At 62.0% G+C, this 25,605-nt stretch carries 26 protein-coding genes; 5 read left to right on the top strand and 21 right to left on the bottom strand.

What is annotated here, in order from left to right; all coding sequences use genetic code 11:
* Nucleotides 1–82 precede the first annotated feature (82 nt).
* From HU749_RS18480 to HU749_RS18470, 3 genes are all read right to left on the bottom strand, one after another.
* Nucleotides 83–292, bottom strand: coding sequence for a hypothetical protein (locus HU749_RS18480; protein WP_367575853.1), 210 nt, complete (start codon nucleotides 290–292; stop codon nucleotides 83–85).
* A 126-nt stretch (nucleotides 293–418) separates the two neighbouring features.
* Entirely contained in the window at nucleotides 419–691 is a 273-nt protein-coding gene (locus HU749_RS18475; RefSeq protein WP_003203083.1) for a hypothetical protein, read from the bottom strand.
* A gap of 436 nt (nucleotides 692–1,127) precedes the next feature.
* Entirely contained in the window at nucleotides 1,128–1,994 is an 867-nt protein-coding gene (locus tag HU749_RS18470) for a LysR family transcriptional regulator (RefSeq protein WP_186649929.1), read from the bottom strand.
* Nucleotides 1,995–2,096: 102 nt separating this feature from the next.
* Here HU749_RS18470 and HU749_RS18465 point away from each other — a divergent pair, with 102 nt between their 5' ends.
* Entirely contained in the window at nucleotides 2,097–3,041 is a 945-nt protein-coding gene (locus tag HU749_RS18465; RefSeq protein WP_186649932.1) for a DMT family transporter, read from the top strand.
* Between the two features lie 165 nt (nucleotides 3,042–3,206).
* Here the strand turns inward: HU749_RS18465 and HU749_RS18460 are convergent, their stop codons facing one another.
* The 10 genes from HU749_RS18460 to HU749_RS18415 form a co-directional block, all read right to left on the bottom strand.
* Nucleotides 3,207–3,749, bottom strand: coding sequence for a hypothetical protein (locus HU749_RS18460; RefSeq protein ID WP_095974780.1), 543 nt, complete (start codon nucleotides 3,747–3,749; stop codon nucleotides 3,207–3,209).
* A gap of 695 nt (nucleotides 3,750–4,444) precedes the next feature.
* Nucleotides 4,445–5,518: a protein-glutamate methylesterase/protein-glutamine glutaminase gene (locus HU749_RS18455; RefSeq protein WP_003203057.1), complete on the bottom strand. Its 1,074-nt coding sequence runs from the start codon at nucleotides 5,516–5,518 to the stop codon at nucleotides 4,445–4,447.
* Nucleotides 5,519–5,520: 2 nt separating this feature from the next.
* The gene (gene cheD, locus HU749_RS18450) at nucleotides 5,521–6,018 is read right to left on the bottom strand and encodes a chemoreceptor glutamine deamidase CheD (RefSeq protein WP_014337790.1); all 498 of its coding nucleotides are present in this window, start codon (nucleotides 6,016–6,018) and stop codon (nucleotides 5,521–5,523) included.
* On the bottom strand, nucleotides 6,015–6,851 hold the full coding sequence (locus HU749_RS18445; protein ID WP_014337791.1) for a CheR family methyltransferase: 837 nt from the start codon (nucleotides 6,849–6,851) through the stop codon (nucleotides 6,015–6,017). The genes cheD and HU749_RS18445 overlap by 4 nt, the downstream gene beginning before the upstream one ends.
* Nucleotides 6,848–7,384 (bottom strand): chemotaxis protein CheW, encoded by a 537-nt coding sequence (locus HU749_RS18440; protein WP_003203051.1) that lies wholly within the window; start codon nucleotides 7,382–7,384, stop codon nucleotides 6,848–6,850. The genes HU749_RS18445 and HU749_RS18440 overlap by 4 nt, the downstream gene beginning before the upstream one ends.
* Nucleotides 7,385–7,423: 39 nt before the next feature.
* Nucleotides 7,424–9,082, bottom strand: a complete 1,659-nt coding sequence (locus HU749_RS18435) for a methyl-accepting chemotaxis protein (protein ID WP_186649935.1) — start codon at nucleotides 9,080–9,082, stop codon at nucleotides 7,424–7,426.
* A 33-nt stretch (nucleotides 9,083–9,115) separates the two neighbouring features.
* The gene (locus HU749_RS18430) at nucleotides 9,116–11,218 is read right to left on the bottom strand and encodes a chemotaxis protein CheA (protein WP_095963190.1); all 2,103 of its coding nucleotides are present in this window, start codon (nucleotides 11,216–11,218) and stop codon (nucleotides 9,116–9,118) included.
* Between the two features lie 39 nt (nucleotides 11,219–11,257).
* Nucleotides 11,258–11,542, bottom strand: coding sequence for an STAS domain-containing protein (locus tag HU749_RS18425; RefSeq protein ID WP_095963171.1), 285 nt, complete (start codon nucleotides 11,540–11,542; stop codon nucleotides 11,258–11,260).
* Nucleotides 11,543–11,557: 15 nt separating this feature from the next.
* Nucleotides 11,558–11,926 (bottom strand): response regulator, encoded by a 369-nt coding sequence (locus tag HU749_RS18420; RefSeq protein WP_003203044.1) that lies wholly within the window; start codon nucleotides 11,924–11,926, stop codon nucleotides 11,558–11,560.
* Between the two features lie 11 nt (nucleotides 11,927–11,937).
* The gene (locus HU749_RS18415; RefSeq protein WP_437127845.1) at nucleotides 11,938–12,849 is read right to left on the bottom strand and encodes a methyl-accepting chemotaxis protein; all 912 of its coding nucleotides are present in this window, start codon (nucleotides 12,847–12,849) and stop codon (nucleotides 11,938–11,940) included.
* Nucleotides 12,850–13,651: 802 nt separating this feature from the next.
* Between HU749_RS18415 and HU749_RS18410 the strand changes: the two genes are divergently transcribed.
* Together HU749_RS18410 and HU749_RS18405 are read left to right on the top strand one after the other, a co-directional pair.
* Nucleotides 13,652–14,998 carry an MATE family efflux transporter gene (locus HU749_RS18410; RefSeq protein WP_095963543.1) on the top strand — a complete coding sequence of 449 codons (1,347 nt, stop codon included), beginning with the start codon at nucleotides 13,652–13,654 and terminating at the stop codon, nucleotides 14,996–14,998.
* A gap of 209 nt (nucleotides 14,999–15,207) precedes the next feature.
* Entirely contained in the window at nucleotides 15,208–15,876 is a 669-nt protein-coding gene (locus tag HU749_RS18405; RefSeq protein ID WP_095963549.1) for an HAD family hydrolase, read from the top strand.
* A gap of 129 nt (nucleotides 15,877–16,005) precedes the next feature.
* Here the strand turns inward: HU749_RS18405 and ppnN are convergent, their stop codons facing one another.
* Nucleotides 16,006–17,379: a nucleotide 5'-monophosphate nucleosidase PpnN gene (gene ppnN, locus HU749_RS18400; RefSeq protein WP_018606010.1), complete on the bottom strand. Its 1,374-nt coding sequence runs from the start codon at nucleotides 17,377–17,379 to the stop codon at nucleotides 16,006–16,008.
* Nucleotides 17,380–17,597: 218 nt separating this feature from the next.
* On the opposite strand from ppnN, the gene HU749_RS18395 reads away from it, so the two are divergent.
* On the top strand, nucleotides 17,598–18,131 hold the full coding sequence (locus tag HU749_RS18395; protein WP_079302380.1) for a DUF3087 family protein: 534 nt from the start codon (nucleotides 17,598–17,600) through the stop codon (nucleotides 18,129–18,131).
* Between the two features lie 15 nt (nucleotides 18,132–18,146).
* Here the strand turns inward: HU749_RS18395 and HU749_RS18390 are convergent, their stop codons facing one another.
* The 6 genes from HU749_RS18390 to HU749_RS18365 form a co-directional block, all read right to left on the bottom strand.
* On the bottom strand, nucleotides 18,147–18,710 hold the full coding sequence (locus tag HU749_RS18390) for an ATP-dependent Clp protease proteolytic subunit (protein WP_186649940.1): 564 nt from the start codon (nucleotides 18,708–18,710) through the stop codon (nucleotides 18,147–18,149).
* Nucleotides 18,711–18,827: 117 nt separating this feature from the next.
* A complete protein-coding gene (locus HU749_RS18385; protein WP_095963544.1) occupies nucleotides 18,828–19,883 on the bottom strand; it encodes a DNA topoisomerase IB in 1,056 nt (351 codons plus the stop codon).
* A gap of 270 nt (nucleotides 19,884–20,153) precedes the next feature.
* Nucleotides 20,154–21,233, bottom strand: a complete 1,080-nt coding sequence (modC, locus tag HU749_RS18380; protein ID WP_095963545.1) for a molybdenum ABC transporter ATP-binding protein — start codon at nucleotides 21,231–21,233, stop codon at nucleotides 20,154–20,156.
* A 3-nt stretch (nucleotides 21,234–21,236) separates the two neighbouring features.
* Nucleotides 21,237–21,917, bottom strand: a complete 681-nt coding sequence (modB, locus tag HU749_RS18375) for a molybdate ABC transporter permease subunit (RefSeq protein WP_014337803.1) — start codon at nucleotides 21,915–21,917, stop codon at nucleotides 21,237–21,239.
* A complete protein-coding gene (modA, locus tag HU749_RS18370) occupies nucleotides 21,918–22,670 on the bottom strand; it encodes a molybdate ABC transporter substrate-binding protein (protein WP_095963546.1) in 753 nt (250 codons plus the stop codon).
* Between the two features lie 135 nt (nucleotides 22,671–22,805).
* Nucleotides 22,806–23,876: an NAD(P)H-dependent flavin oxidoreductase gene (locus tag HU749_RS18365; protein ID WP_079302375.1), complete on the bottom strand. Its 1,071-nt coding sequence runs from the start codon at nucleotides 23,874–23,876 to the stop codon at nucleotides 22,806–22,808.
* 150 nt (nucleotides 23,877–24,026) lie between these two features.
* On the opposite strand from HU749_RS18365, the gene HU749_RS18360 reads away from it, so the two are divergent.
* Complete coding sequence (locus HU749_RS18360; protein WP_079302374.1) at nucleotides 24,027–24,515, top strand: GyrI-like domain-containing protein; 489 nt, start codon at nucleotides 24,027–24,029, stop codon at nucleotides 24,513–24,515.
* On the opposite strand, the gene ada is transcribed toward HU749_RS18360, so the two are convergent.
* Complete coding sequence (gene ada / locus HU749_RS18355; RefSeq protein WP_095963547.1) at nucleotides 24,479–25,552, bottom strand: bifunctional DNA-binding transcriptional regulator/O6-methylguanine-DNA methyltransferase Ada; 1,074 nt, start codon at nucleotides 25,550–25,552, stop codon at nucleotides 24,479–24,481. The genes HU749_RS18360 and ada overlap by 37 nt on opposite strands.
* Nucleotides 25,553–25,605 lie beyond the last annotated feature (53 nt).

Genomic DNA, 25,605 nt, shown 5'->3' with positions numbered 1-25,605 from the left:
GAAAAAGGGCGGATTTATTTGCTTGAAAATAGTCCATCCCCTTATCGGTCAGAATTTCAGTCCCTTATAGAGGCTTTCGCGATTAACCCCGACATCTTTGGCGATTTGAAGCTTTTTCAACTTCGGCCAATGCATGAATAAGACTTTCCGTATCATCGGCTTTTATACTTTCAGCCAAATAAGCTGCTATAGCGTCCGGGCTATCGAGAAAGCGCGAAGCATCATAACGAGTGGTACTCGTAGTATTGAGATTGAGGATAGGCATACCGTCAGGGCTGAATTTATCGTTCATGTCATTCACCTCTCCAGGTGTCTAGGATCGTTGCGGCTCTCTTAATACCTGGCTTTAATCGTTTTTATCGCTTCTGCTGACCGAGTCGACAACGGAAAAGGGCGCTTTTATACGCCCTAAGCTCCATCAGCTTTCAACCTGTGCCTGAAGCCGCCGACCAATTACCTCCAGCAAATCACAGCCATCGCGTAACGGAATCACCAAAAGCTGAGCGAAATCCGAAAGCACAACCGTATCGCTGGTTATTTCAGAGCGAAACGCAATGTTCTCCAGCACCTGGGTTACCACACGGATGCGGTAATCGGCTGTCGCGTGTAGGACATCCAGCGGGGCTTCGGTATCGATGAGTAGGGAGGCGGGGGTGCAGTCGATGCCGGTGATGGGGACATATCTTTCCATGTTCAAAACTCCGATCTAATGAGGTTTTAGCCACTCAATCGTCGCCAAACAATTGGGTGGCAGTTGTACGCAGGTTGGCGAACCGGGATCGAAAACCGGCAGACCCGAAGGCCTCCCACGCACAACTGCCGTAACGGGCAGCCGTGCAAGTGTGCCAAAGCCTCCGCAAAAAACGCAGTACTTTCGCACTCGATCCTCAGGTCGCCAAACCTGATCGCCATTGAGCGATGGGCATCACTATAGGTTTTGTCGGATTGGGTGGGGAAGGTGATGGGTTCCTAAAGCTTCGTAGGAGTTGCGATCGTTTTTTGCGGGAGGGATCTGACATGGCCGGCTCGACTGATTCAAAACCATCAACAAACCGAGGTGTCAGCTTCAGGTCTGCTGCGCAGCCCAGCGGGAGCAAGCTCCCTCGCCACAGGGGAGCGTGCTACACCTAGCCTTCGAACTCCGTTTGCAGCATGGTCAAAAACGCCTCTCTGGCAGGATGTTTCCCAGCGTTTTCATGCCAGTAAAAAAGGTTATCGATCCCCGTCAGCTCGGGAAACTCATACCCCGTCCAACCCGCCCCCTGGCGGTATTGCTCATAGATCCCCCGAGGCACCAGCGAGATGCCGGCACCCGCGCTGACGCAGCCAACAATGGCGCCATAACTGGCAATGCTGGTGATCGGTTGCACTTGGTCATGACGCAGCAGCCACTGCTCCAGCGCCAAGCGGTACGGACAGCCCGTGGGCCACATGAAGATCGCCTTGCCTTGCAGATCGGCGGCGCTGCGCAGCGGGCCGTGGGACTCGGAGGCGATGAGCACCAGGTCTTCGCGGTACATCACGGCTCGCTTGAGTCCGGGCCGTTCGATGTCCACCGCTACGATCACGCCATCGAGCCGGTGATGCTGGATATCGTCCAGCAACTGCGCCCAGGTGCCGGTGCTCAGTTCCAGTGACACTTGCGGATACTGCGCGTGGTATTTGGCGAGCAACTGCGGCAGGCGCCCGGTGGCGCTGGACTCGATGGCGCCTATGCGCAGCGGGCCACTCGGTGCTCGGGTGGGGGCGACTGCGCGGCGGGCCTCTTCCGTCAGGCTCAGTATTTTTGTCGCGTACTCCAGAAACACTTCGCCTGCCGGGCTGACCTGCAGCCCGCGACCTTCGCGGAAAAACAACGGTGTGCCGAGTTCCCGTTCCAGGGACTTGAGGCGTGCGGTGATGTTGGACGGCACGCAGTGCAGCACTTCGGCAGCGCGGGCGATGCTGCCGGTGTCGCAGACCGTCTTGAGCATGCGCAGTTGGGACAGTTCCATAGCTCACCAAAAGTGAATGGTTGGTCGAGTTTAAGTCACTTGTGCTGAGGTGGGGTGGTTTCGATACTTCGAGGCAAATCGGCCAGTGTGCAGGAACTTTAGATGGAAACGCGTTTTGCGCTGGTTGAAGGTTCCTCCGGCAAAACCGGTGTGAAGGTTATCCTGGCGACGCTGTTGGTGATCGTTTGCTGGGCCTATTCGCCGATTGGTATTCGCATTGGCTTGCAGGCTTATGAGCCGGGTCAGTTGGCGTTGGTGCGGTTTCTCATCGCGTCAGTGTTCATGGCCCTTGTGGCGATGGTGAGGGGTATTTCCTCGCCGCGTCTCAGGGATTTGCCGTTGCTGGCGGTGTTGGGTTTCTTTGCCGTCAGCTTGCACCACATCGCCCTCAATTACGGTCAGCGAGGCGTCAGCGCCGGGGCGGCCAGTGTGCTGGCCCAGTCCACGCCGTTGTTCAGCACGCTACTGGCGCATTTTGTCTTCAAGGACAGAGTCAGCGGGTGGCAGTGGTGTTGTGTGCTATGCGGCTTGCTTGGCGCAGGCGTGGTGGTCGCGGGGGATCGTGGCTTGGGTGATATGGACGCCCATGGGCTATTGATCCTGTTGGCGGCGCTGTCCTGGAGTTTGTATTTCGTTTTGCAAAAGCGCCATGCCCATCGTTATGACGGTTTGACCGTGGTTTGCTACACCGTCTGGTCGGGCACGATTCTGTTGTTCATTTTTGCACCGGGGATGTTGAGTGCGGCGCTACAGGCTTCGGCTTCGGTGAATCTGGCTGTATTGGTTCTCGGTATTTTTCCCAGCGCGTTGGCGTATCTTGCTTGGGCTTACGTGCTGGCGCACAGCAACGTGAGCCGCGCTTCCATGGCGCTTTACCTGATACCGCCCACGGCGATGTTGATGGCTTCTTTGGGGTTGGCCGAGCGCCCGTCAGCGATGGTTATTGTTGGGGCGGTGATTGTGTTGATGAGCGTGCTGGCGTTGAGGTTTGAGCCGGGAAGTGGGGCAAAAGTCTCAGGTAGTAGAAGATTATCTGGCCCGGATTGAGCAGGGGGTTTATCAATGAGTCCTTGTTCCGCTGCGCGGTTTTTGGGGCTGCTGCGCAGCCCAGCGGGGATAAATCCCCTCGCCACAGGTTGCGTTATGCCTACAACTTTGAACGATCGTTCCTCACGCTCTGCGTGGGAACGATCATCCGAACGAGCGGGTGCATTATTTTTTGACCGGATAATCCTGCCCCCACACCCGTACCGTGCTGACCGCTTCGTTCATGCCTTCAAACACGAACTTCTGCCGCACGGCGGTCTTTGGCGGAATGGTGACTTCGTCCGGGTTGTCCAGGCCGGTGAGGCGGTTGGAGTAGCCCGCCTGGTCGATGGCCAGCAGTACGCCGGTCTGGCCGAGGTTGACCACGCGCAGTTGGGTGTCGGTGCTGTTCTTGAAGCCGAGGGTGATGCTGACGTTGTCGTCGCTGGGTTCGAGCTTCAGCACTTCAACGGCGATGCGATCTTTCATTTGTTCGCCGGAGGAAATGATCGCGGCGCCATCGGTGCCTTGGGCCGACTCGCGGCCATCGAGTACGCCCTCGCTGACGCCGCCCAGCAGGTTCTTGCCGGCGGTGATGAACGTTGAGACGGCCGCTTTGGTCGAGTCCTTGATGAGGCTGCCGTCGGTTGGCTCGCCTTCGGCAAAGCACAGGGAGCTGAGCAGGAGGCTGGAGACGAAGAGGGTGGAGCGTGACGGCAGAAAAGTCATACCTGGATCCTTGAGGGTGGCCTGCGACATCGCCTGTCAGAAGGGCGAGCGGCAATGATAGCCGTGATCGAGGACTGTTAGCGATTTACCTCTTTGAGTTTTTCCGACATTTTCATCAGCACCGCCAATGTCCCAACACGGACCAGTGCGCCTTGGTTTTTATCGCTCACAAAAAATGGTGTGATGAGGGCTGTGCTGACCTGAGGTCTTCGTCTGATCTGTATTTTTCTGCGTCAGGTGCCGCTGTCATGAACCCAAGCCGGGCCCCAGAATGACCACGCGGTTGCCTATCGGACAGCCCGTGTACTGCAATTTTTTGCTCCAGGAGTGCTCATGGCGAAGATGGCGATTTTTTTGGGTGGTTTTTTGGCGCTGACTATTTTGATTGGCGTGCTGGCGACGATTTCGCCGGTATAGGTACACGCTGTTGAAGCCTCTGTGGCGACAAGCCCCTTGTGGGAGCGAGCTTGCTCGCGATAGCGGTGGTTCAGCTTGCATCCATGTTGAATGTACCGCCGTCTTCGCGAGCAAGCTCGCTCCCACATGGGGGCTGGTGTGGTTTTGAGGGCTTTTGTGGCGAGGGAGCTTGCTCCCGCTGGGGCGCGAAGCGGCCCTAACGGCCGCACCTCGGTCTGGCATTTGGGGCTGCTGCGCAGCCCAGCGGGAGCAAGCTCCCTCGCCACGGGCGGTTTTTGTTACCGATGCAAAATCACCTGCGCAATCTCCTGCAACCCCATCACCCGTTGTGCGGCATTGAGTTTGATCGCTTCCTTGGGCATGCCGAAGACCACGCAGCTGGCTTCGTCCTGGGCCACGGTGGTGCTGCCGGCGTCGAGCATTTCCTTCAGGCCGCGGGCGCCGTCGTCGCCCATGCCGGTCATGATGATGCCGGTGGCGTTGCGGCCGGCGAATTTGGCCACGGAGCGAAACAACACATCCACCGAAGGGCGGTGGCGGTTGACCAGTGGGCCGTCCACCACCTGCACGTGATAGAACGCGCCGCTGCGGGTCACCATCATGTGTTTGCCGCCTGGCGCGATGAGCGCCAGACCCGGGTGGATGCGGTCGTTGTTGCGGGCTTCGCGCACTTCGATCTGGCACAGGCTGTTGAGCCGGGCGGCGAACGAGGCGGTGAATTTTTCCGGCATGTGCTGGACGATGACGATGCCCGGGCACACCCGCGGCAGGGCGGTGAGCACCGCTTCCAGGGCCTGGGTGCCACCTGTGGAGGTGCCCAGGGCGACGATGCGTTCGGTGGTCTGCGCCATGGCGTGGCCGTTGGCGGCGGGCAGCATGGCGTCGGCGGTGAGTTTGGTCGCGGGCGTCAGCGCGATCGGGGCAGGGCGCTTGCCCAGGTTGCGCACGTTGACCTGGGCGGCGGCACGGATCGCCGACACCAGTTCCGGCGCCGACTCCAACAGAAAGTTCTTCAGGCCGGTGGTGGGCTTGGTGATGATTTCCACCGCGCCAGCGGCCATTGCCTGCAAGGTGGTTTCCGCGCCCCGGGGTGTCAGGGACGAGCAGATCACCACCGGCGTGGGGCGCTCGCTCATGATTTTTTTCAGGAAGGTGATGCCGTCCATGCGCGGCATTTCCACGTCCAGCACGATCACGTCGGGCCATTCCTTGGCCAGTTTGTCCATGGCGAAAATCGGGTCGGACGCCGCGCCCATGACGTGGATGTCCGGTGTGTCGCTGAGGATCGCCAGCAACACCTGGCGAACCACGGCAGAGTCATCCACCAGCAGTACATTGATCTTTTTTGACATAGTCAGTGCCGGGTCCTTATAGGTTGGTGCCTGACCCACACATCGCCGCTGCAAAGGTCGAAGATGATGCTGCGGTGGCCAGTGCTGCCCATGTCCTGGGCGATCAGGTCGAGGCGATAAAGGGCGGCCATTTCCAGCGCGGCATTGACGTTCAGCCGCGCCACATCGCCGTAGGGCACGTGGCGTTGCAGTTCGGGGAACATCTCGCCGCCGCCGAACAGCTTGAGTTGGTAGTCCTCGGGTTCGGTGCGATGGGCTCGAGCCTGGAGGATGAACAGTTCGATGGCTTCGTCGGCGTAGAGGCCGTTCAGTGCGGTGGAGCAGCGCACCCGACTGGGCAGCATGAAGTGACACATGCCGCCGATCTTGCGTTCCGGATGCCACAGCGTGATCGCCACGCAAGAGCCGAGGATCGTGCGCAGGCGGGTCGGGCAGGTGGCGAAGCGAAACTCCCCGGGCGCCAGGTACACCTCGGCCACTTCCCTGATGGCGGCGCTCATGGTTTGCGGTAAATCGATGGCGCCACCAGTTTCAACGCATCGGACACACCGTTGAGGCTTTCCGAGTGGCTGATGATGAAATACCCGCCGGGCTTGAGCCGGGGGAGCAAGCGGGCAACCACTTTGCTTTTGGTGGGTTGGTCGAAATAGATCATGACGTTGCGCAGGAAGATCACATCGAACTCCCCCAGCTCCGGCAAGGTGTCGTTGAGGTTGACCTGGATAAAGTTGACCCGGTTGCGCAATGCCCGGTCGATGAGGAAGGTGCCTTGCTGGCTGCCGGTGCCCTTGAGGCAATATTTCACCAGCAGTGGCTGGGGCAGGGTGCGGGCACGTTCCATCGGGTAATGCCCGGCGCGCGCCTTGGCCAGCACCTGGCTGCTGATGTCCGAACCGATGACTTCCCAGGGCGTGGTGCCCAGTCCTTCGGCCAAGGTCATGGCCAGGCTGTAGGGTTCTTCCCCCGATGAACTGGCCGCGCTCCACAAGCGAAAGGTCTTGCCCGGTGTCGCGTGGGGCAGCACATGCTGGCGCAGGAAATCGAAATGCTTGGGCTCGCGGAAAAAATAGGTCTCGTTGGTGGTGAGCAGGTCCAGCGCTACCTGCAGCTCATCGGTGCGCTGGCCGTTCATGATCAGCTTGAAATACTCGCCGTAGCTGTCCAGCCCATAGTGCTTGAGGCGCTTGAACAGACGCCCGGCCACCAGGGCTTTCTTGGCCTCGGACAGGCTGATGCCGGCGGCCTGGTACAGCCAGGACTGGAACTGGCCGAACTCTCGGTCAGTGAGCGCCTGGGCGTTCAGCGTGCGTTCCTTGCAGGTATCGGCGTTCACGGGGCATCTACTTCCAGCGCGCTCGGGCTGGCTTCTGCGAGTAAGGACATCTCGTCGATGGACAGCACGCGGTCCACCTCCAGCACGATGACGAACTTGCCATCGACCTTGGCCATGCCACTGATGAAATCGGCACGGATCTTCGCGCCGAAGCTCGGTGGCGGCTCGATCTGCGAGGCCGGGATTTCCAGCACCGCCGACACCGTGTCCACCAGCAGGCCAATGTCCTGGGCCTGGCCGTCGGCGCTGGCCGCCTCGATGATCACCACGCAGCTGCGGCGGCTGATCGCCGAATTCGGCCGGCCGAAACGGGCCGACAGGTCCACCACCGGCACGACCGCGCCACGCAGGTTGATCACCCCGCGCACGAAGGCCGGCATCATCGGCACCACGGTCAGGTTGCCGTATTCGATGATTTCCTTGATGCACAGGATGCCGATGGCAAACATCTCCGTGCCGAGCATGAACGTCAGGTATTGCGCTTCTTCCTCGACCGCGATGGCGGTTTGACGTGTGGTCGCGATGGCGCCCATTGCTTTTTCTCCTTTAAGCAAGCCAGTGGAACCGGGCCATCAGAACCGGGTGAATTCCGATTCGTCCGGGGCGCTGGCCATGTTGTAGGCAAACGCTTTAGGCATGACCGGTGCCGGAGTCCGGGCCGGTTTGCGGCCGGACGGACCTGGGGTGTTATCAACCCTGGCAATTTGCACAGCAGACTTGGGCGGCGAGTCGAGGGTGAAGAAGCTCATGGCCTGTTGCAGCTGTTCGGCCTGGCTGCTCATTTCCTCGGCGGTGGCGGCCAGTTCTTCGCTGCTGGAGGCGTTTTGCTGGGTCACCTGGTTGAGCTGGGTCATGGCGGTGTTGATTTGCGCCACACCGGCGGCCTGTTCTTCGGAGGCGGCGCTGATTTCCTGCACCAGGTCCGAGGTCTTGTTGATGGATGGGACCATCTCGTTGAGCAGGTTCCCGGCCTTCTCGGCCATATCGACGCTGCTGGACGACAGTTCGCCGATTTCCTGGGCGGCCACCTGGCTGCGTTCGGCCAGCTTGCGCACTTCGGCGGCGACCACCGCGAAACCTTTGCCGTGTTCACCGGCACGGGCTGCTTCGATGGCAGCGTTGAGCGCCAGCAGGTTGGTCTGGTAGGCGATGTCGTCGATGATGCTGATGCGCTGGGCGATTTTCTTCATCGCCACCACGGTCTGCTGCACAGATTCGCCGCCGTCGGTGGCTTCCTTGGCGGCCTTGCTGGCCATGCCGTCGGTGACCTTGGCGTTCTCGGTGTTCTGGTTGATGCTGGCGCTCATCTGCTCGATGGAGGCGCTGGTTTCCTCGACGCTGGCCGCCTGTTCGCTGGTGGCCTGGCTCATCGATTGCGCGGTGGCGCTGACTTCTTCGGAGGCGCTGGCCAGGTTGTCCGCCGCGTTGCGCACTTCACCGATGATGTGCGAGAGCTTGCCGACCATGTTCTGCATGGCGTTGAGCACCATGCCGGTTTCATCCTTGGAGCCACCTTCGATTTTCGCGTTCAGGTTGCCTTCGGCCAATTGTTCGGCAACGGCGGCGGCCTGTTTCAAGGGGCGGGAGATGATGCGCGAGATGAACAGCGCCAGGCCCAGGCCCACCAGCAGGGCTGCAGCCAGTACGGCAATGATCGACAGGCGTGCGTTTTCATACAGCTGGGTGCCGTGTGCACTGGCGACATCAGCGCCAGCCGCGTTGAGCTCGACCAGTTTTTGCAGGTCGCCGGTCACCAGGTCGAACCGACGCTTGGACTCGCCCTTGAGCATCGCATTGGCCTGCTCGGTCAGGTTCTGCCGGGACAATGCGAGCAGGTCTTTGCTGATCGCCAGATAGGCGGCCCAGTCATTACGGGTGGTGTCGAATACCTGACGATCTTCAGCGCTGGAGAGCAGTTTTTCGTAAGTGTCCAGGCGTGTTTCGAAGGCCTTCTTGGCTTCCTCGGCCTCTTGCTCGAGGGTGACGCGCTCTTGATCGGAATCGGCGACAATATGACGATTTTCCTTAAGGCGATAGCTCGCCGCGTAGAAGCGCATGCCCGAGGCTGCTCGCATGGACGGCATCCAGTTTTCACGGATGTCGAGGGCGGTGTGGTTCACCTGGCCCAGTTGGATGATCGAGAACACCCCCATGACGGCTGTCAGCGCCAGCACCACAAGAAATGAAGTGATCAGTTTGGTGGCGATTCTAAGATCGTAGAACCATTTCATTGGGAAGTACCTCTCCATGGAATTGCTAAAGCGTCAGCGAGCGTTGGCTTGTTGTAATTGAGTCGGTGTGTAGCGGTTTTCCACTTGGGCGATCTGGGTGAGCAGCGCCGGTACGTCGAGAATCAACGCCACGGCACCACTGCCCAGGATGGTCGAGCCACTGATGCCGCGAAGGGCACCAAACAGCTTGCCCAGCGGCTTGATCACGGTCTGGAATTCACCCAGCAAGTCATCCACCACCAGCCCGGCCTTGAGTTCGGCGTAGCGCACCACCACCACGTTCTGCCGGCGCGCGGCCGGACCTTCATGGCTGAAGTGATCGCGCAGGTAGACCAGTGGCAGCACCTCGCCGCGCAGGTCGAGGTAGCCTTGTTCGCGGCTGGCGAGCCCGTCGTCTTCGCTCAGCTCGATGCATTCCTGGACCATGTCCAGCGGTATCACATAGGTCGACTGGCCGATGCTCACCAGGAATCCATTGATGATCGCCAGGGTCAGCGGCAGGCGAATGCGCACCACGGTGCCCTTGCCGGGCTGGCTGTCCAGGTCGACGGTGCCGCGCAGCAGGGTGATGTTGCGCTTGACCACGTCCATGCCCACGCCACGCCCCGAAAGGTTGGTCACGGCCTGGGCGGTGGAGAAGCCGGGTTCGAAGATCAGGTTGTAGATTTCCTGGTCGGTCGGGCTGGCACCCGGGGGCACCAGGCCACGTTCCTGGGCTTTTTCCAGGATCCGGTCGCGGTTCAGGCCGGCGCCGTCGTCGGCGATTTCCAGCACGATGCTGCCCGAGTCGTGATAGGCGTTGAGGTGCAGGTGCCCCTTGGCCGGTTTGCCGGCCGCCAACCGTGCCTCGGCGGTTTCAATGCCGTGGTCCATGGCGTTGCGCAGCAGGTGCATGAGCGGGTCGCCGATTTTTTCCACCACGGTCTTGTCCAGCTCGGTCTCCGCACCGCTGATGATCAGGTCGATGTCCTTGCCCAACTCCTGGCTGACATCGCGCACCACCCGACGGAAGCGGTTGAAGGTTTCGCCGATGGGGATCATGCGCAGGCGCAGGGCACCGTCGAGGATTTCCTCCACCAGTGACGACACCGTCGAGGTGGATTCCTGCAATGGATCGTTGTTGCAGGTGCGGGCCAGCAGGCTCGCGCCGGCGCTGGCGATGACCAGTTCGCCCACCAGGTTGATCAGTTCGTCGAGCTTGTCGGCATTGACTCGCACATAGGTGCCGTCCTTGGCCTTGCTGTCGCTGGTCACCGCTTGTTTGTCGGTGGCGATCTGGGCGGGCATGCGCGGCGTCTTGCGCTGGTCGGACAACAACTCGCCGGTGGCGACCAACGCGGTGCTTTCCTCGGCAGGTTCCGGTGCTGTGGTCACCAGGCCGGTGTTGGCCTGGGGCGCGATGTCGTCATCCAGGGCCACGATCTCGATCACGCAGTCTTCCCGGACGAAATCGAACACTTCATTGATCGCCCCGTGGCTGGCGGCCGAGCGAAACTCGATGTCGAAGCCCAGGTAGCAGGATTCGGCGTCCCAGGCATCGGCGGCGGGCAGGGCGTCGGTCAAGGTGGTGAGGTCGACGATTTCACCCAGGGTTTGCAGATAGCGCAGGAACGACAGCGGGTCCATGCCGTTGCGGAACACGTCCTGGCCGAAGCGCAGGGAAATGTGCCAGAGGCGCGTTTCGCCGGGTTCGCGGGTGTTGGTTTCAGGGGCTGGCGTCGGGGCCGCAGCGGGCGAGGGCGCCTGGTACTCCTGCAGGATCTGGCACAGTTCCACTTCCCGTTGCAGGGCGGGTGGCGGCAGCGCTCCGCCCTGGTTGGCGGCCACGTTGATCAGTTCCAGCATGTGATCGCTGGACTTGAGCAGCACCGCGATCAGGCCGGCGTCCACCTCGACGCTGCCGTTGCGCAGGCGGTCGAGCACGTCTTCGACGATGTGGGTGAAGCTGACGATCGGTTCCAGGCCGAACAACCCGGCCGAACCCTTGATCGTGTGGGCCGCCCGGAAGATCGCGCCAATGGCGTCATCGTCGCCGGGGTCGGTTTCCAGTTGCAGCAGCGACTCTTCCATCGCCTGCAACTGTTCCCGTGCCTCGACGATGAAGGTCTGTTGTGCCTGATCGAGATTGATGCTCACGCTCATATCCTTTGTCGTGTCCGACGTATTGCAGCAGCCCTAGGCAACCAGATTGCACAGGGCAAGTGTTTCCGTGACGGCCTTGCTTTGGCCGATCAGTGTCAGTTGGGTCCCGGCCTTGGCGGCCTCGCGCTGCACCATCAGCAGCAGTTGCAGGCCGGCGCCGTCCATCTCGGTGATCTGCGACAGATCAAGAGCCATCCGCGGTGTTGCGCCCAGGTGCGGCAACCATTGCGCGGCCAGCTCGGCGGCGGTGTAGATCGTCAGCTCGCCGTCGATGTGCACCTGGGCGGTGTCATCGTGTGTCTCGTATTGCAACGGCATGGGAGCCTCCGGCTATCAAGGAAGAATCAGCTTGGATACCGCCGCCAGCATTTGCGCGGGCTGGAACGGCTTGACCACCCAGGCTTTGGCCCCAGCGGCCTGGCCTTCCTGCTTCTTCGATTCCTGGGATTCGGTGGTGAGCATGATGATCGGCGTGAATTTGTAGCTGGCCAGCTTCTTGACCTCCTTGACGAAGGTGATGCCGTCCATGTTGGGCATGTTCACGTCACTGATGATCAGGTGCACTTTCTGGCCATTGAGCTTGCCCAGTGCGTCCTTGCCATCGCTGGCTTCGATCACGTCATAGCCGGCACTTTTCAGCGCGATGCCGACCACCTGCCGAACGCTCGCGGAGTCGTCGACAACCAATACACTTTTAGCCATGAACGGCTCTCCTAAAAGAAGGTAATTTCCTGTGAAGTCTGTTGCGCGCTCGAGTCGCCGTGGTGATTGCGGCGTTGCTCGTCGGTGGCGTAAGTGGTTTCCATGCGCGCCAGCCATTGGCGGGCGTCGATGGAAGCGGCCTGTTCGGGCGACTGACCGGCCTGCTGCATGTGCACATGCAGGTCCTCGATGTTGTCGCGCACGTGGCTGAGGATCTGGCTGACCCGATCCTGGAATTGCAGGCTGACCAGCACCTCGGTGAGCTCATCGCGGATGCCGAAGCTTTCCCGCTGCAGCATGTCGGCCGAGTCGGCCAAGCGGCCGGTGACGCTCTTGAAGCGCTCCAGTACCTGCTGGATGCTCTGCTCGGAGGCGGTGACCGAATGGGTGTCCTGGTCCGCGCCGCTGGATGCGGCATGCACCAGTTGGGTGATGGCGGTGTTGATGATGTCGACCTTGGCCGACATCTGCTGGCCGGTCTCGCTGGACTTGCTCGAGAGACTGCGCACGGCGTCGGCCACCACGGCAAACCCACGCCCGGCTTCGCCGGCACGGGCGGCTTCGATGGCGGCGTTGAGGGCCAGCAGGTTGGTCTGCGCGGCAATCGCCGCGACGTCGGCGGCCATGGTCCGCAGCTCGCCGGTATAAGCCGTCAGGTTACGCACCTGGGCCAGGGTTTCGTCGCGGCTGGCCTGGGTGGCCTTCAGGGAATCGATGACCTTGACCAGTTCACCTTCGCTCTGGGCCAGCACCTGCACGGCGCCGCCACTGCTGCTGCCGGCCAGTTCACCAGCGGCCAGTTGCGAGGCTTGCACGGTGTCTTCCAGCCGTGAGGATATGCCGGTGAAGCGGCTGGTCAGCGAGACGATTGCGGTTTCGGTCTGCTGCCGGGAGCTTTCGACCTGCTTGGCCCAGATCGGCATGGCACCGAGAATGACTTCGTTGAGTTGCTCGCGGGTGTTATGGGCCGGATGCTCGCTGGCTTGCTGGTCGTGGCGGGCGATGGCGGCGGCGAGGGCGCTGTCGAACTGTTGGCGTTGCGAACGCGCCCCCCATACGCCAGCACTGACGCCAACGGCCAAAAGGGCAATGCCCAGAATGATGTTTTGTACACTTGGACCGTTGAGCAGTACGACGCCAATGGCTGCAACGAAAGCGACGAGCACTGTGTTCCAGAGAATGCGCGGTGGTTGGGCGAAGGAATGACCGTGTGGGTACGACGTCATGGTTCGGTCCTTGAACAGAGTTTCTAACAGGTTATTTGCGAATAACTGGTTATCTGCGACCTCTACTCGGACTTTAAGACCGGCTGTCCGATACCGGTAATGCTGTAGGCATTGGCCTACACGGTGCGTGGCACTGTGCTACTTCAGATTAGACGCAGTCTGTGAAAAGTCGAATGCACCCGACGAAGGTCGAAGCCACATGGCGAAGGTGATGGCGCACGGGCCTTTCTGGTGGTGCATCGGCCTTTGTGGCGAGGGAGCTTGCTCCCGCTGGAGCGCGAAGCGGTCCCCAACGTGGCTGGCGCGGTTATATTGCGTGTTTAGGTTTTGGGGCTGCTGTGCAGCCCAGCGGGAGCAAGCTCCCTCGCCACAAGAGCCACAAGAGCCACAAGAGCCAAAAGAGCCACAAGAGCAGCCTGCACTGATTCTTCTGAAACAGATGATTGGATTGCGCTAAATTACCGGCACCCGGATTTTCGAACCTGCCATCAGAGCCCCCATGCCCACCCAGCCTCTCTGGAAAACCTATCTCCTGTTCCTGGCCCCCATGGTCCTGTCCAATTTCCTGCAGTCCATGTCTGGCACGCTCAACAGCATCTACATCGGCCAGATGCTCGGCACTCAGGCCTTGGCGGCGGTGTCAGGGATGTTTCCCATCGTGTTTTTCTTTATCGCATTGGTGATCGGCCTCGGCGCGGGGGCGGGGGTATTGATCGGACAGGCCTACGGCGCCGGAGAAACCGGCACGGTGAAGGCGATTGCCGGTTCGACGTTGTTGCTGGGGGCGATCATCGGCCTGACGGCGGCGGTGCTCGGCAGTGTCTTTGCGCGCCAGGCGTTGCAGGGGCTCGGTACGCCGGCCGATGTGCTGGAGGACGCCGTTTCCTATGCCCGGGTCATGATGTGGATCCTGCCGATGTTGCTGGTATTTGTGCTGTTCACCCAACTGCTGCGCGGGGTGAGCGATACGGTGTCGCCGATGTTGGCGCTGCTGGTGTCCACCAGTGTCGGGCTGCTGCTCACGCCCGCGTTGATCCGTGGCTGGTTGGGGTTGCCGCAGATGGGCATCCAGAGCGCGGCATGGGCGGGGCTGGTGGGGACGACGTCAGCGATGCTGATGCTGGCGTGGCGCCTGAGCCGCCGCGAGCATGCCCTGGCGCCGGACCGGGCATTGTTCGCGGCGATGCGCCTGGACAAGGACATCCTCGGCAAAGTGCTGCGCATCGGCTTGCCCACCGGGTTGCAGATGGTGGTGATCTCGTTGTCCGAGTTGGTCATCCTGACGCTGGTCAATAGCCACGGTTCCCAGGCCACGGCGGCCTACGGCGCGGTGACGCAGATCGTCAACTACGTGCAGTTTCCGGCGTTGTCGATTGCTATCACCGCCTCGATCCTCGGTGCCCAGGCCATCGGTGCCGGACGCCTGGAGCGCCTGGGGCCGATCCTGCGCACGGGGCTGTTGATCAACCTCTGGCTTACCGGTGGGCTGGTGGTCCTGGGCTATCTGCTGTCCCACTGGCTATTGGGGCTGTTCATCACCGACTCGGCGGCGCGGGTCCAGGCCGAACACCTGCTGCACATCATGCTCTGGAGCCTGCTGGTGTTCGGCTTCCAGGCGATCGTCGGCGGCATCATGCGCGCCAGCGGCACGGTGCTGGTGCCGGTTGCCATCTCGATCCTCTGCATCGTCGCCGTGCAAGTGCCGGCGGCGTATCTGCTGGACGCACATTTCGGGCTGCAAGGGGTGTGGATGGCGTTCCCGGTGGCCTACTTGAGCATGCTGCTGTTGCAGACGCTGTACTACAAGCGGGTGTGGCAGCATCAGCCGATCGAACGCCTCGTTTAGATTGTCGCTTTGTGACACAACACCATTTCCTGGGTGCGCGCCTGTGGGAGCAAAGCTTGCTGTGGGAGCAAGGCTTGCCCGCGATAAAGTTGATGCGGTCTCTCAGAAACCGAGGTGTCTGCATCGCGAGCAAGCTTTGCTCCCACAGGGGATCGGAGCCTGGCGATGTTACAGTGGCCATCACCCGCCACGCCGCCACCGAGGATCCGATGCCTGCCAGTCCCCCCAACCCCATTGCCTATCGCGCCTTCCTGTTCGACATGGACGGCACTCTGCTCAATTCCATCGCCGCCGCCGAGCGGATCTGGACGCGCTGGGCCCTGCGCCACGGCGTGGACGTGGCGACGTTCCTGCCGACGATCCATGGCGTGCGCGCCATCGACACCATCGCCCGCCAGCACCTGCCAGGGGTGGATGCCCAGGCCGAAGCCGAGCAGATTACCCGCGAGGAAATCGAAGATGTCGAAGGGGTGGTGCAGGTGCCCGGTGCGCAGGCCTTTCTGAACAGCTTGCCGCCAGAACGCTGGGCAATCGTCACCTCAGCGCCCATGGCATTGGCCTTGCGTCGTATGGAAGCGGCGGGGATCCCGCGTCCAGGCGTGATGGTCACCGCCGAAGACGTCAGCGATGGCAAGCCCAACCCCACCTGCTATCGCCTGGCCGCCGAGCGCCTGCAAGTGACGCCGCAGGAATGCCTGGTCTTTGAAGACGCCGAGGCGGGCATCCGGGCAGGCGAGGCCGCCGGGGCGGATGTGCTGGTGGTAACGGCGACGCATACGCACCCGGTGGTCACCCTTCATCCGCAGATCAAGGATTACCTTGGGCTTGGTATTGAAGTGGATGAAGCCGGGCTGATGCGGCTGACCCCGACTCTGTGACCACAGCAGAACTCCTGTGGGAGCGAGCTTGCTCGCGATAGCGGTGGGTCAGCTTGCATCTGTGCTGAATGTGCCGCTGTCATCGCGAGCAAGCTCGCTCCCACATTGGATTTGTGGTCCTCAGATAGGTCAGGTCACCACGCGATAGCACGGCACATACGCCGCGCCGCCCGGCAGTTTCATGCGGTGTTGGGCGACGAAGGCCTGGAGCAGGCGGTCGAGGGGTTCCATGATGGCGGCGTCGCCGTGGATCTCGTACGGGCCGTGTTCCTCGATCAGGCGGATGCCCTTGTCCTTGACGTTACCGGCCACGATCCCCGAGAACGCCCGGCGCAGGTTGGCGGCCAGTTCGTGGGCGGGCAGGTCGCGGCTCAGGCCCAGGCTGGCCATGTTGGCGTGGGTCGGGTCGAACGGGCGCTGGAAGCCCTCGTCGATCTTCAGCAGCCAGTTGAAGTGGAAGGCGTCGTTGCGCTCGCGGCGGAACTGCTTGACCTCCTTGAGCCCCTGGGTCATCTGCCGCGCCACTTCGGCCGGGTCGTCGATGATGATCTGATAGTGCTGCTGCGCCGCCGGGCCCAGGGTTGCGCCGACAAACGCATGCAACTGGTCAAGGTACGGCGCGGCGCTTTTCGGCCCGGTGAGGACCACCGGGAACGGCAGGTCCTGGTTGGCCGGGTGCATCAGGATGCCGAGCAGGTAGAGGAACTCTTCCGCCGTACCGGCACCACCCGGGAAGATGATGATGCCGTGGCCGACCCGCACGAAGGCTTCCAGGCGTTTCTCGATGTCCGGCAGGATCACCAGCTCATTGACGATCGGGTTCGGCGCCTCGGCGGCGATGATGCCCGGCTCTGTCAGGCCCAGGTAGCGACCGCCATGGATGCGCTGCTTGGCATGGGCAATGGTGGCGCCTTTCATCGGACCTTTCATCACGCCCGGGCCGCAACCGGTGCAGATGTCCAGGCTGCGCAGGCCCAGTTCGTGGCCGACTTTCTTGGTGTATTTGTATTCTTCGGTGTTGATCGAGTGACCGCCCCAGCACACGACGATTTTCGGCTCCACGCCAGGGCGCAAGGTGCGGGCGTTGCGCAGCAGGTGGAATACGTAGTCGCTGATGCCCTGGGACGAGCTGAGGTCGATGCGCTGGCTGTCCAGCTCGTTCTCGGTGTAGACGATGTCGCGCAGGGCACTGAAGAGCATTTCCCGGGTGCTGGCGATCATTTCGCCGTCGACGAAGGCATCGGCCGGCGCGTTCAGCAGCTCCAGGCGCACGCCGCGGTCCTGCTGGTGAATACGGATCTCGAAGTCCTTGTAGGCTTCCAGGATGGTCTTGGCGTTATCAACATGGGCGCCGGTGTTGAGGATGGCCAGGGCGCACTGGCGGAAGAGGGTATAGATGCTGCCGGAACCGGCTTCGCTCAGTTGCTGGACTTCGCGCTGGGACAAGGTCTCCAGGCTGCCCTTGGGGCTTACCGAGGCGTTGATTACATGTCTTTGAGTCATTCAGCTTTCCTTGAAAACGATGCCATGCACACAACGACGGCATCTTGAAAAAAAACGTCCACGCAGAAAGATCGCACGATCCTTGCGCTATCGCCATGGACTTTGATCCGGACCCGGCGAGTCGGTTGCGCTACAAAATGAGCCCCAGCATAGCTAATTCGACCGGGCAGGCGATAATGCGTGACTCTTTTGATGCCGTACAAGGAAATTGCGCCGCGATGTTCGAGATCAAACCGTGGGATGGCGACACCTACCGCAAGCAGACCCGCCGCAGCACCCTGATCATCGCGGTGGTTTTCCTGGCCCTGGCGATGTTGCTGTCCAGCCTGGCCGTGATGCTGCTGGGGACGCCTGGAGGCGATAACTTTCGTTTCAATCTCGGCGGGGTGATTGTCGCGGTGTTGGCGATGGCTGTGCTGATGCGCCAGTACTTCTGGTCGCAGCCGTGGATGGCCGCCGCCGTGTACGGCTGGCAGCTCAAGCGCAGCCTGATGAAAATCACCAACGTGATGCACCAGGTGAAGGCCGGTGTGCAGGCCCAGGACCCGGCTGCGATGAAATTGTTGCGGTTCTATCACTTGGGCCTGACCCAGATGCACCTGCTCGATGCCAATTCCAGCGACCACGCCTCGTTAGTTCGTGAAGCCGACGAGCATCTGGAGAAGATGCAGGCGCTGGGCCTGGACACCGAACAGTCGCGCCTGGAGCCGAGCTGGATCGAGACGGTGAAGCAGGCCTATAGCGCGGGTTGATCGGGGTCCTCACTTCTAATCCTCGCCACCGCTGACTTTCCAATGCTTGGCATCCGCTGGGAAAACCACTTGCTCGACCCGATGGGCAATGCCGAAAGCCAGGGAGTTTTCCGCTGGAATCACTCGCTCTTCGGCGCACAGGCACTTGAAGATATCCAGTTGGGTGGCCGCGCCGGCAGTTTCCTTGACGTAGATTTCCACGTAGCGTGCCACATCGTTGTCCAGGCTGGACAGGTACTCGCGCAAGCGTGAATGGTCCACGGATTTCTGGCCGAAGTACCAGTTCATCGGGTGGATCAGAAAACGCGAATGCGGGGTGGTGGTGCGGTCGCTGGCGGCCAGGTACATGACGATGCCCATGGACTCGATGTTGCCGGCGTTCACTGCACGCACCGGTACCGGAAGGGACTTGATGAAGGTGTAGAGCGTGAAACCGAAGTTGGTACTGCCACCGACGGTGGAGAGATTGAGCATCAGCGAGTCGGCGCCTTTCTCAATGGCTTCCAGGCAGTTGTCGCGAAAGCGTTCCGTGGTGCCCTGAACGATCTGGCAATGAAAATGGACAATGTGTTCGGACATCTGAAACTCCTGTCGATTTCACCCTTTTGAAAACCTGCGCAGTGGTCGTGCCGTAAAGTTGGGAGTCCGGTGCTCTGCGGATGTTCCGCCTTCCTGGCTCGCTGCGGGTGAATCGCGTTAAACCGATTGCTCCTGTTCGCACGCCTCGGCGGCTTGTGTCATGCGCTGCAAGAATAGCGTCAGTCCGGCTTCTTCTTCGCTGAGGCCTTTGCGTGCCCGGGGTTTGGGCAACTGGGTCAGGGCCCCGAGCAGGAAGCCTTCCACCACCGCAGGGTGGATGTAGCATTTACGACAGACGGTGGGCGTGTTGCCCAGCTGGCGGGCGACGTGCCTGACCATCTCGGCGACGTGTCTTTTGGCTTCGGTCTCGGTTTCCCAACGCAGCGTCCGCAACCCGGCCAGAGCGGCTGCGCTGCCGGCCCAGGTGCGGTAGTCCTTGGCGGTGAAGTCGGCGCCGGTGAGGGTCTTGAGGTAGGCGTTGATGTCCGAAGAGCTGATGGCGTGGCGCTCGCCATCTTCGTCCAGGTACTGGAACAGGTTCTGCCCGGGGATGTCCTGGCAGCGCTTGATGATCCGCGCCAGGCGCCGGTCTTTCACGGTGATCTGGTGCTCGATGCCGCTCTTGCCGCGGAACTGGAAGGCGATGGCGCTGCCGTTGACCTCGACATGTTTGTCGCGCAGGGTCGTCAGGCCGTAGGAGCGATTGTCCCGGGCGTATTGGCTGTTGCCGACGCGGATCAGGGTCACGTCCAGCAGGGTGATGACGGTGGCCATGACTTTGTCGCGGCTGAACCCTGGCGTGGCGAGGATTTCCTCCAGGCGTTTGCGCAAGCGCGGCAGGGCCCGTCCGAATTCCAGCATCCGCGAATACTTGTCCGCATCGCGAACCTCACGCCAGCGCGCATGGTAGCGGTACTGCTTGCGCCCGCGGGCATCGCGCCCGGTGGCCTGGAGATGGCCGCGCGGGTCGGTGCAGATCCAGACATCGGTGTAGGCCGGCGGGACCGCCAGGGCATTGATGCGCTGGATCTCGGCCGCGTCGGTGATGCGCTGGCCCTGCGGGTCGAAATAACAGAATTGGCCCCGCCGCTTTTTACGGGTGATGCCCGGGGCCGTGTCATCGACATAATGCAGGTCGGCCGGCAGTGCATCCGGCGGCAGGGTGTCGGGCATGAGAAGAGTCCTTGGCAACGAATCCGGTGGCCTGTGAATTCATTGACCGCAGGCTGTTCGGGTCGTGCCAAGATTCTGATGTTGCTGCAAAACCTGTGGGAGCAAACCAGCAGAAGCAAACCAGCAGAAGCAAACCTGTGGGAGCAAGGCTTGCCCGCGATAGCATCGCCTCGGTCTATCAGCTACACCGAGGTGCTTGCATCGCGGGCAAGCCTTGCTCCCACAGGTTTGTTCCCACAGCTCCCACAGTGTGATCCGCTGGTATGGACCCTACGCCAACACCGCCACCGCCTTGATCTGCGCCCACAACACCTGCCCCGGATGCAGCTTGAGCTGATCGCGGGAGTAGCGGGTGATGCGCGCCAGCAGCGGGGTGCCGGCGGCTTCCAGGCGGATCAGCACATGGGCGGCGTTGTCGGCGGCCTGTTCGCTGACCACGGTGACTGGCAGGCGGTTGAGGATGCTGGTCTGGGCATCGTTCGCCAGGCTGAGGCTGACGTCCCGGGCCTGGACCTTGAAACGCAGCGGCTGGCCGAGGGCCAGGGAGGTGTGGGCCACGCGTACGTTCAGTTGGCTGTCGGGCAGATTCAGGGTCAGCAATTGATAAGCCGGGTCATAACCGCTGACCTTGCCCTCGATCACCACTCCAGCGTCATCCCCCAGGGCCAAGGGCAGGTCGAGCCGGGCCAGGGTCTCGCCGATCGGCCCACTGGCCAGCGCGCGGCCGCTGTCGAGCAGCACGATGTGGTCGGCCAGGCGCGCCACTTCGTCCTGGGAATGGCTGACATACAGCACCGGGATGTCCAGTTCATCGTGGAGCCGTTGCAGGTATGGCAGGATTTCGTTTTTGCGTTGGCTATCGAGGGCCGCCAGCGGCTCATCCATCAGCAGCAGTTGCGGGCTGGTGAGCAAGGCGCGGGCGATGCCCACCCGTTGGCGTTCGCCGCCAGACAGGTTGTGTGGCTGCCGATCGAGCAAGTGCCCGATGCCCAGCAGCTCGGTCGCCTGGTCCATGTCCACTCGCCGTTGTGCCGGCGCAATGCGCTTGAGGCCGAACGCCAGGTTGGCCCGTACCGACAGATGGGCGAACAGGCTCGCCTCCTGGAACACATACCCCACCGACCGTTTATGGGGCGGCACGAACACGCCGTGCTCACTGTCTTGCCAGACTTGGCCGTTGACCTCGATAAAACCCCGGGTCGGCCGCTCCAACCCGGCAATGCAGCGCAGGCAGGTGGTTTTGCCGGAACCGGAAGGCCCATACAGGGCGGTCACGCCACGGCCGGGCAATTGCACATCCAGGTCCAGGGAAAAAGCCCCGTGGTCGAGCTGAAAACGCGCGTGAATCATCGATCAGCTCCAACCGGCACGGGTTCGGCGGCTGGAATACAGCGCCAGCAACACCAGGAATGAAAACACCAGCATCGCCGCGGCCAGCCAATGGGCCTGGGCGTATTCCAAGGCTTCGACATGGTCGTAGATCTGCACCGACACTACCCGGGTTTTCTCCGGAATGTTGCCGCCGATCATCAGCACCACGCCGAATTCGCCGACGGTGTGGGCAAAGCCGAGAATCGCCGCAGTGATAAAACCGGGGCGGGCCAGGGGCAGGATGACGCTGAAAAACGTATCCCAGGGCCCGGCCCGCAGGGTGGCGGCGACTTCCAGCGGTCGACTGCCGATGGCGGCAAAGGCGTTCTGCAACGGCTGCACCACAAACGGCATGGAATAGATCACCGAGCCGATCACCAGCCCGGTGAAGCTGAAGGTGAGGGTGCCCAACCCGAGGGCTTGGGTGAACTGGCCGATCCAGCCGTTCGGCCCCAACGCCAGCAACAGGTAGAAGCCGATCACCGTGGGTGGCAGCACCAACGGCAACGCGACCACCGCACCCACCGGCCCGCGCAGCCAGGAGCGGGTGCGCGACAGCCACAACGCGATGGGCGTGCCGATGAGCAACAGGATCACCGTGGTCAATGACGCCAGTTTCAGGGTCAGCCAGATGGCGGCATAGTCGGCGCTGGTCAGTGGCATTTAGCGTTGGTAACCGTAGGTTTGGATGATGGCGGCGGCTTTCGGGCCCTTGAGGTAATCCACCAGGGCCACGGCAGCGGGGTTGTCCCGACCCTTGTTGAGGATCACCGCGTCCTGTTTGATCGGGTCGTGCAGTTCAGCCGGGACGATCCACGCCGAGCCGCCCGTCACTTTGCCGTCCTTGTACACCTGGGACAAGGCGACGAAGCCGAGTTCGGCGTTACCGGTGGAGACGAATTGATAGGCCTGGGTGATGTTCTGGCCTTCGACGAGCTTGCTTTTCACCTGGGCGGTCAAGCCGAGCTTGTCCAGCACCTGGGTCGCAGCCAGGCCGTAGGGCGCGGCTTTCGGGTTGGCGATGGACAGGTGCCGGAAGTCGTTGCGCTTGAGGACCTGCCCCGTGCCATCGACATAACCCTCTTTGGCCGACCACAGCGCCAGGGTGCCGACCGCGTAGGTGAAGCGCGAGCCCTTGACGGTGTCGCCTTCGCTTTCGAGCCGGGCCGGGGTGGTGTCGTCGGCGGCGAGGAAGACTTCGAATGGCGCGCCGTTCTTGATCTGCGTATAGAACTGCCCGGTGGCGCCGTAAGCCGTTATCAGTTTATGCCCGGTGTCTTTTTCGAAGTCGGCGGCGATGGCCTGGATCGGCGCGGTGAAATTGGAAGCGACCGCCACCTGCACCTCCGCGGCCTGGACGGCGCCAACGGTGAAGAGCGTGGTCAGCAGCAACGGCGCGAAGCGGGTGGGGCGCATAGGTAAGATTCCGTAGGGGCAGATTCGCTATATACCAGAATATATAGCGAATGACCGACAAACGGAACGCGGCATTTTGCCTGGGGAGTGAGGTGCAAGGGTGTGGGAGCCAAGCTTGCTCGCGATGGCGTTCGATCAGGCATTCGCCCTGTGGAGTCGAGCCAATGCCTCTTCAGCCAAGCCCCGCGTCAGTTCAGCCGTTGACAGTTCGCGGCCCAGGGGGAAGGCCTGGCCGGCCCAGAGGTTGCTGAAGTCTGCTTCGTCCTTGGCGCGCAATGGCATCAACGCGCCGCCCGCCAGGGGAAATGCCGGGGCCAGCGGGCTCATCGGGCCCACTTCGCGCATCACCCGGTTGACGATGCCTCGGGCCGGGCGACCGGTGAACAGGTTGGTGACAGCGGTCTGGCTTTCCTTGGCCGTGCGCAAGGCGCGGTGATGGGAAGCGCTGATCTTCGCCTCGGGCGTGAACAGGTAGGCGCTGCCCAATTGCACCGCCGAAGCACCCAGGGCGAATGCCGCGACGATCCCCCGCGCATCGCCAATGCCGCCAGCAGCGATCACCGGCACCTTCACCGCATCCACTACCTGCGGCAGCAAGGCAAACAGCCCGACTTGGGTGTCGAGGTCGTCGCTGAGGAACATCCCGCGATGACCTCCGGCTTCATAGCCCATGGCAATGATCGCGTCGCACCCGTGCTGTTCCAGCCAGATGGCTTCCTCGACGGTGGTGGCCGAGGAAAGGATTTTCGCGCCAGTGGCCTTCACTCGATCGAGCAAGGATTTTTCCGGCAGGCCGAAATGGAAGCTGACCACTTTCGGACGCATCTCTTCCAGCACCCGGCAGGCGGCATCATCGAACGGCGTGCGGTTGGACACCGGGGTTGGCGCGTCGAAGTCGACGCCCAGTTCCTGGTAATACGGCTTGAGCCGTTGCTTCCAGGCCGCGGCCCGCTGTTCGTCGAAGGCCGGTGGCTGGTGACAGAAAAAATTCACATTGAATGGCTTGTCGGTCTGTTCGCCGATGGTCGTCAGCGCCTGGCGCAGTTGCTCGACATCGAGCATCGCCGCCGGCATCGAACCCAGCCCGCCGGCATTGCACGTCGCGACCACCATGGCCGGCCCGGTCACCCCGGCCAGTGGCCCCTGGATGATGGGCAGCTCGATACCGAGCAGGTCAAGAATGCGGGTGTCTGGCCACTGGCTCATGTGCGGGGTCTCCGAGGGCAGAAGGAAACAGCGTTTTTAGCAGGTGTGGGCCGGCGAGGGCCAGTCGAGTTTTTCAATCCCGCGCTCGCCGCTTGATCCCGACGCCGTGAGGGTTACCATGCGGGCTTCATACATCAAGGAGCCCAACCCATGGACGTGAAACTCAAGACCGTCGAACCCTTCACCGTGGCCGGTTTGCAGGTGCGTACCCGTAACACCGACGAGCAGCAGCCCGACACGGCGAGGATCGGCCCGATGTGGCAGCAGTTCTTCAACGAAGGGCTGTTCGACACGATTCCGGCCCGGCAGTCGGAGTCGTTCGTCTACGGGGTGTATTCCAATTACGAGTCCGACGCCACCGGCCACTTCGATGTGACCGCTGGCGTACAGGTGGATGCGACCAGCGCCGGCTATCCCGCCGTGGACATCGAGGGCGGGGATTACCTGGTGTTTGCGGCCAAGGGGCCGATGCCCGACTGCGTGATCCAGACTTGGGGCCTGATCTGGGCCTACTTCGCCGACAACCCGCAAGCCGTGCGCCGTTTCACCACCGATTTCGAGGTCTACAGCAGCCCCGATTCCGTAGCGATCTACATCGGCGTTCAATCCCCGGACGAGCGTTCCAGCGCCAGCAACTGACGCTTGCGCTCCACGCCCCAGCGATAGCCCGAGAGGTTGCCGTCGCTGCGTACCACCCGGTGGCAAGGAATCGCCACCGCCAGGCTGTTGGCGCCGCAGGCCTGGGCCACGGCGCGCACGGCCTTGGGCATGCCGATGCGCTGGGCGATCTCGGCGTAGCTGGCGGTGCTGCCTGCGGGAATGTCCCGCAGGGCTTGCCAGACCCGTTCCTGGAAGGCGGTGCCGCGCAGGTCCAGGGGCAGGTCCAGACCCAGGGCCGGTGCTTCGATGAAGCCAACCACTTGGGCGATCAACTGTTCGAACTCGCGGTCAGCACCAATGAGATTGGCCCGGCGGAATTTGTCTTGCAGGTCGCGCACCAACGCCTCCGGGTCGTCCCCCAGCAGGATCGCGCACACGCCACGCTCGCTTTGCGCCACCAGGATAGCCCCGAGGGAGCATTGGCCGACGGCGAAACGGATGTCGGTGTTCTGTCCGGCGGCGCGGTAGTCGGCGGGTTTCATGCCCAACACCTTGTCGGCAGCTTCATAAAAGCGGCTGTTGGAGTTGAAACCGGCGTCGTACAGCGCCTCGGTGATCGTGCCGCCATCGGCCAGGCGTTCGCGTACCTTGCGTGAGCGGTGGGCGGCGGCATAACCCTTGGGGGTCAGGCCGGTGACCGCCTTGAAGACCCGATGAAAATGGAAGGGGCTCAAGCCCGCGCTTTCTGCCAGCTCATTCAGGCCTGGCAGTTCCTCGGCCGCTTCGATCTGCCGGCAGGCGGCGGCAACCCGTGCCGCTTGTTGGGCGGCGATCTGGGTCTGGTCCCGGGCCACGCGCTTGCTGGGCCGATAACCGGCTGCCTGGGCCTGTTCCGGCGTGTCGAAGAATTCGACGTTGCGCGGGTTGGGCAAGCGCGACAGGCTGCTGGGGTGGCAATAGATGCCGGTGGTTTTCACGCCATAGACGAAGGTGCCGTCGGCGCGTGGATCGCGGGCGAGCACGGCGGCCCAGCGAGGATCCAGTTCAGGGGCGAGATTGTTCGAAGTGCTGTTCATGGTCGTTATTCCATTGGCCCGTTTTGCCTACAGTAGTGAGCCTGCGAGGTGAC

The sequence above is a fragment of the Pseudomonas ogarae genome, assembly GCF_014268695.2.
In the GTDB taxonomy this organism is placed as follows: domain Bacteria; phylum Pseudomonadota; class Gammaproteobacteria; order Pseudomonadales; family Pseudomonadaceae; genus Aquipseudomonas; species Aquipseudomonas kilonensis.
This window is presented reverse-complemented; position numbering and strand designations above follow the sequence as displayed.

Bases quoted from the DNA above. Each gene is read 5' to 3' on its own strand.
- HU749_RS18480 (WP_367575853.1), bottom strand. From the start codon at position 292: ATGAACGATAAATTCAGCCCTGACGGTATGCCTATCCTCAATCTCAAT.
- HU749_RS18475 (WP_003203083.1), bottom strand. From the start codon at position 691: ATGGAAAGATATGTCCCCATCACCGGCATCGACTGCACCCCCGCCTCC.
- HU749_RS18470 (WP_186649929.1), bottom strand. From the start codon at position 1,994: ATGGAACTGTCCCAACTGCGCATGCTCAAGACGGTCTGCGACACCGGC.
- HU749_RS18465 (WP_186649932.1), top strand. From the start codon at position 2,097: ATGGAAACGCGTTTTGCGCTGGTTGAAGGTTCCTCCGGCAAAACCGGT.
- HU749_RS18460 (WP_095974780.1), bottom strand. From the start codon at position 3,749: ATGACTTTTCTGCCGTCACGCTCCACCCTCTTCGTCTCCAGCCTCCTG.
- HU749_RS18455 (WP_003203057.1), bottom strand. From the start codon at position 5,518: ATGTCAAAAAAGATCAATGTACTGCTGGTGGATGACTCTGCCGTGGTT.
- cheD (WP_014337790.1), bottom strand. From the start codon at position 6,018: ATGAGCGCCGCCATCAGGGAAGTGGCCGAGGTGTACCTGGCGCCCGGG.
- HU749_RS18440 (WP_003203051.1), bottom strand. From the start codon at position 7,384: ATGGGCGCCATCGCGACCACACGTCAAACCGCCATCGCGGTCGAGGAA.
- HU749_RS18435 (WP_186649935.1), bottom strand. From the start codon at position 9,082: ATGAAATGGTTCTACGATCTTAGAATCGCCACCAAACTGATCACTTCA.
- HU749_RS18425 (WP_095963171.1), bottom strand. From the start codon at position 11,542: ATGCCGTTGCAATACGAGACACACGATGACACCGCCCAGGTGCACATC.
- HU749_RS18420 (WP_003203044.1), bottom strand. From the start codon at position 11,926: ATGGCTAAAAGTGTATTGGTTGTCGACGACTCCGCGAGCGTTCGGCAG.
- HU749_RS18415 (WP_437127845.1), bottom strand. From the start codon at position 12,849: ATGCCGATCTGGGCCAAGCAGGTCGAAAGCTCCCGGCAGCAGACCGAA.
- HU749_RS18410 (WP_095963543.1), top strand. From the start codon at position 13,652: ATGCCCACCCAGCCTCTCTGGAAAACCTATCTCCTGTTCCTGGCCCCC.
- HU749_RS18405 (WP_095963549.1), top strand. From the start codon at position 15,208: ATGCCTGCCAGTCCCCCCAACCCCATTGCCTATCGCGCCTTCCTGTTC.
- ppnN (WP_018606010.1), bottom strand. From the start codon at position 17,379: ATGACTCAAAGACATGTAATCAACGCCTCGGTAAGCCCCAAGGGCAGC.
- HU749_RS18395 (WP_079302380.1), top strand. From the start codon at position 17,598: ATGTTCGAGATCAAACCGTGGGATGGCGACACCTACCGCAAGCAGACC.
- HU749_RS18390 (WP_186649940.1), bottom strand. From the start codon at position 18,710: ATGTCCGAACACATTGTCCATTTTCATTGCCAGATCGTTCAGGGCACC.
- HU749_RS18385 (WP_095963544.1), bottom strand. From the start codon at position 19,883: ATGCCCGACACCCTGCCGCCGGATGCACTGCCGGCCGACCTGCATTAT.
- modC (WP_095963545.1), bottom strand. From the start codon at position 21,233: ATGATTCACGCGCGTTTTCAGCTCGACCACGGGGCTTTTTCCCTGGAC.
- modB (WP_014337803.1), bottom strand. From the start codon at position 21,917: ATGCCACTGACCAGCGCCGACTATGCCGCCATCTGGCTGACCCTGAAA.
- modA (WP_095963546.1), bottom strand. From the start codon at position 22,670: ATGCGCCCCACCCGCTTCGCGCCGTTGCTGCTGACCACGCTCTTCACC.
- HU749_RS18365 (WP_079302375.1), bottom strand. From the start codon at position 23,876: ATGAGCCAGTGGCCAGACACCCGCATTCTTGACCTGCTCGGTATCGAG.
- HU749_RS18360 (WP_079302374.1), top strand. From the start codon at position 24,027: ATGGACGTGAAACTCAAGACCGTCGAACCCTTCACCGTGGCCGGTTTG.
- ada (WP_095963547.1), bottom strand. From the start codon at position 25,552: ATGAACAGCACTTCGAACAATCTCGCCCCTGAACTGGATCCTCGCTGG.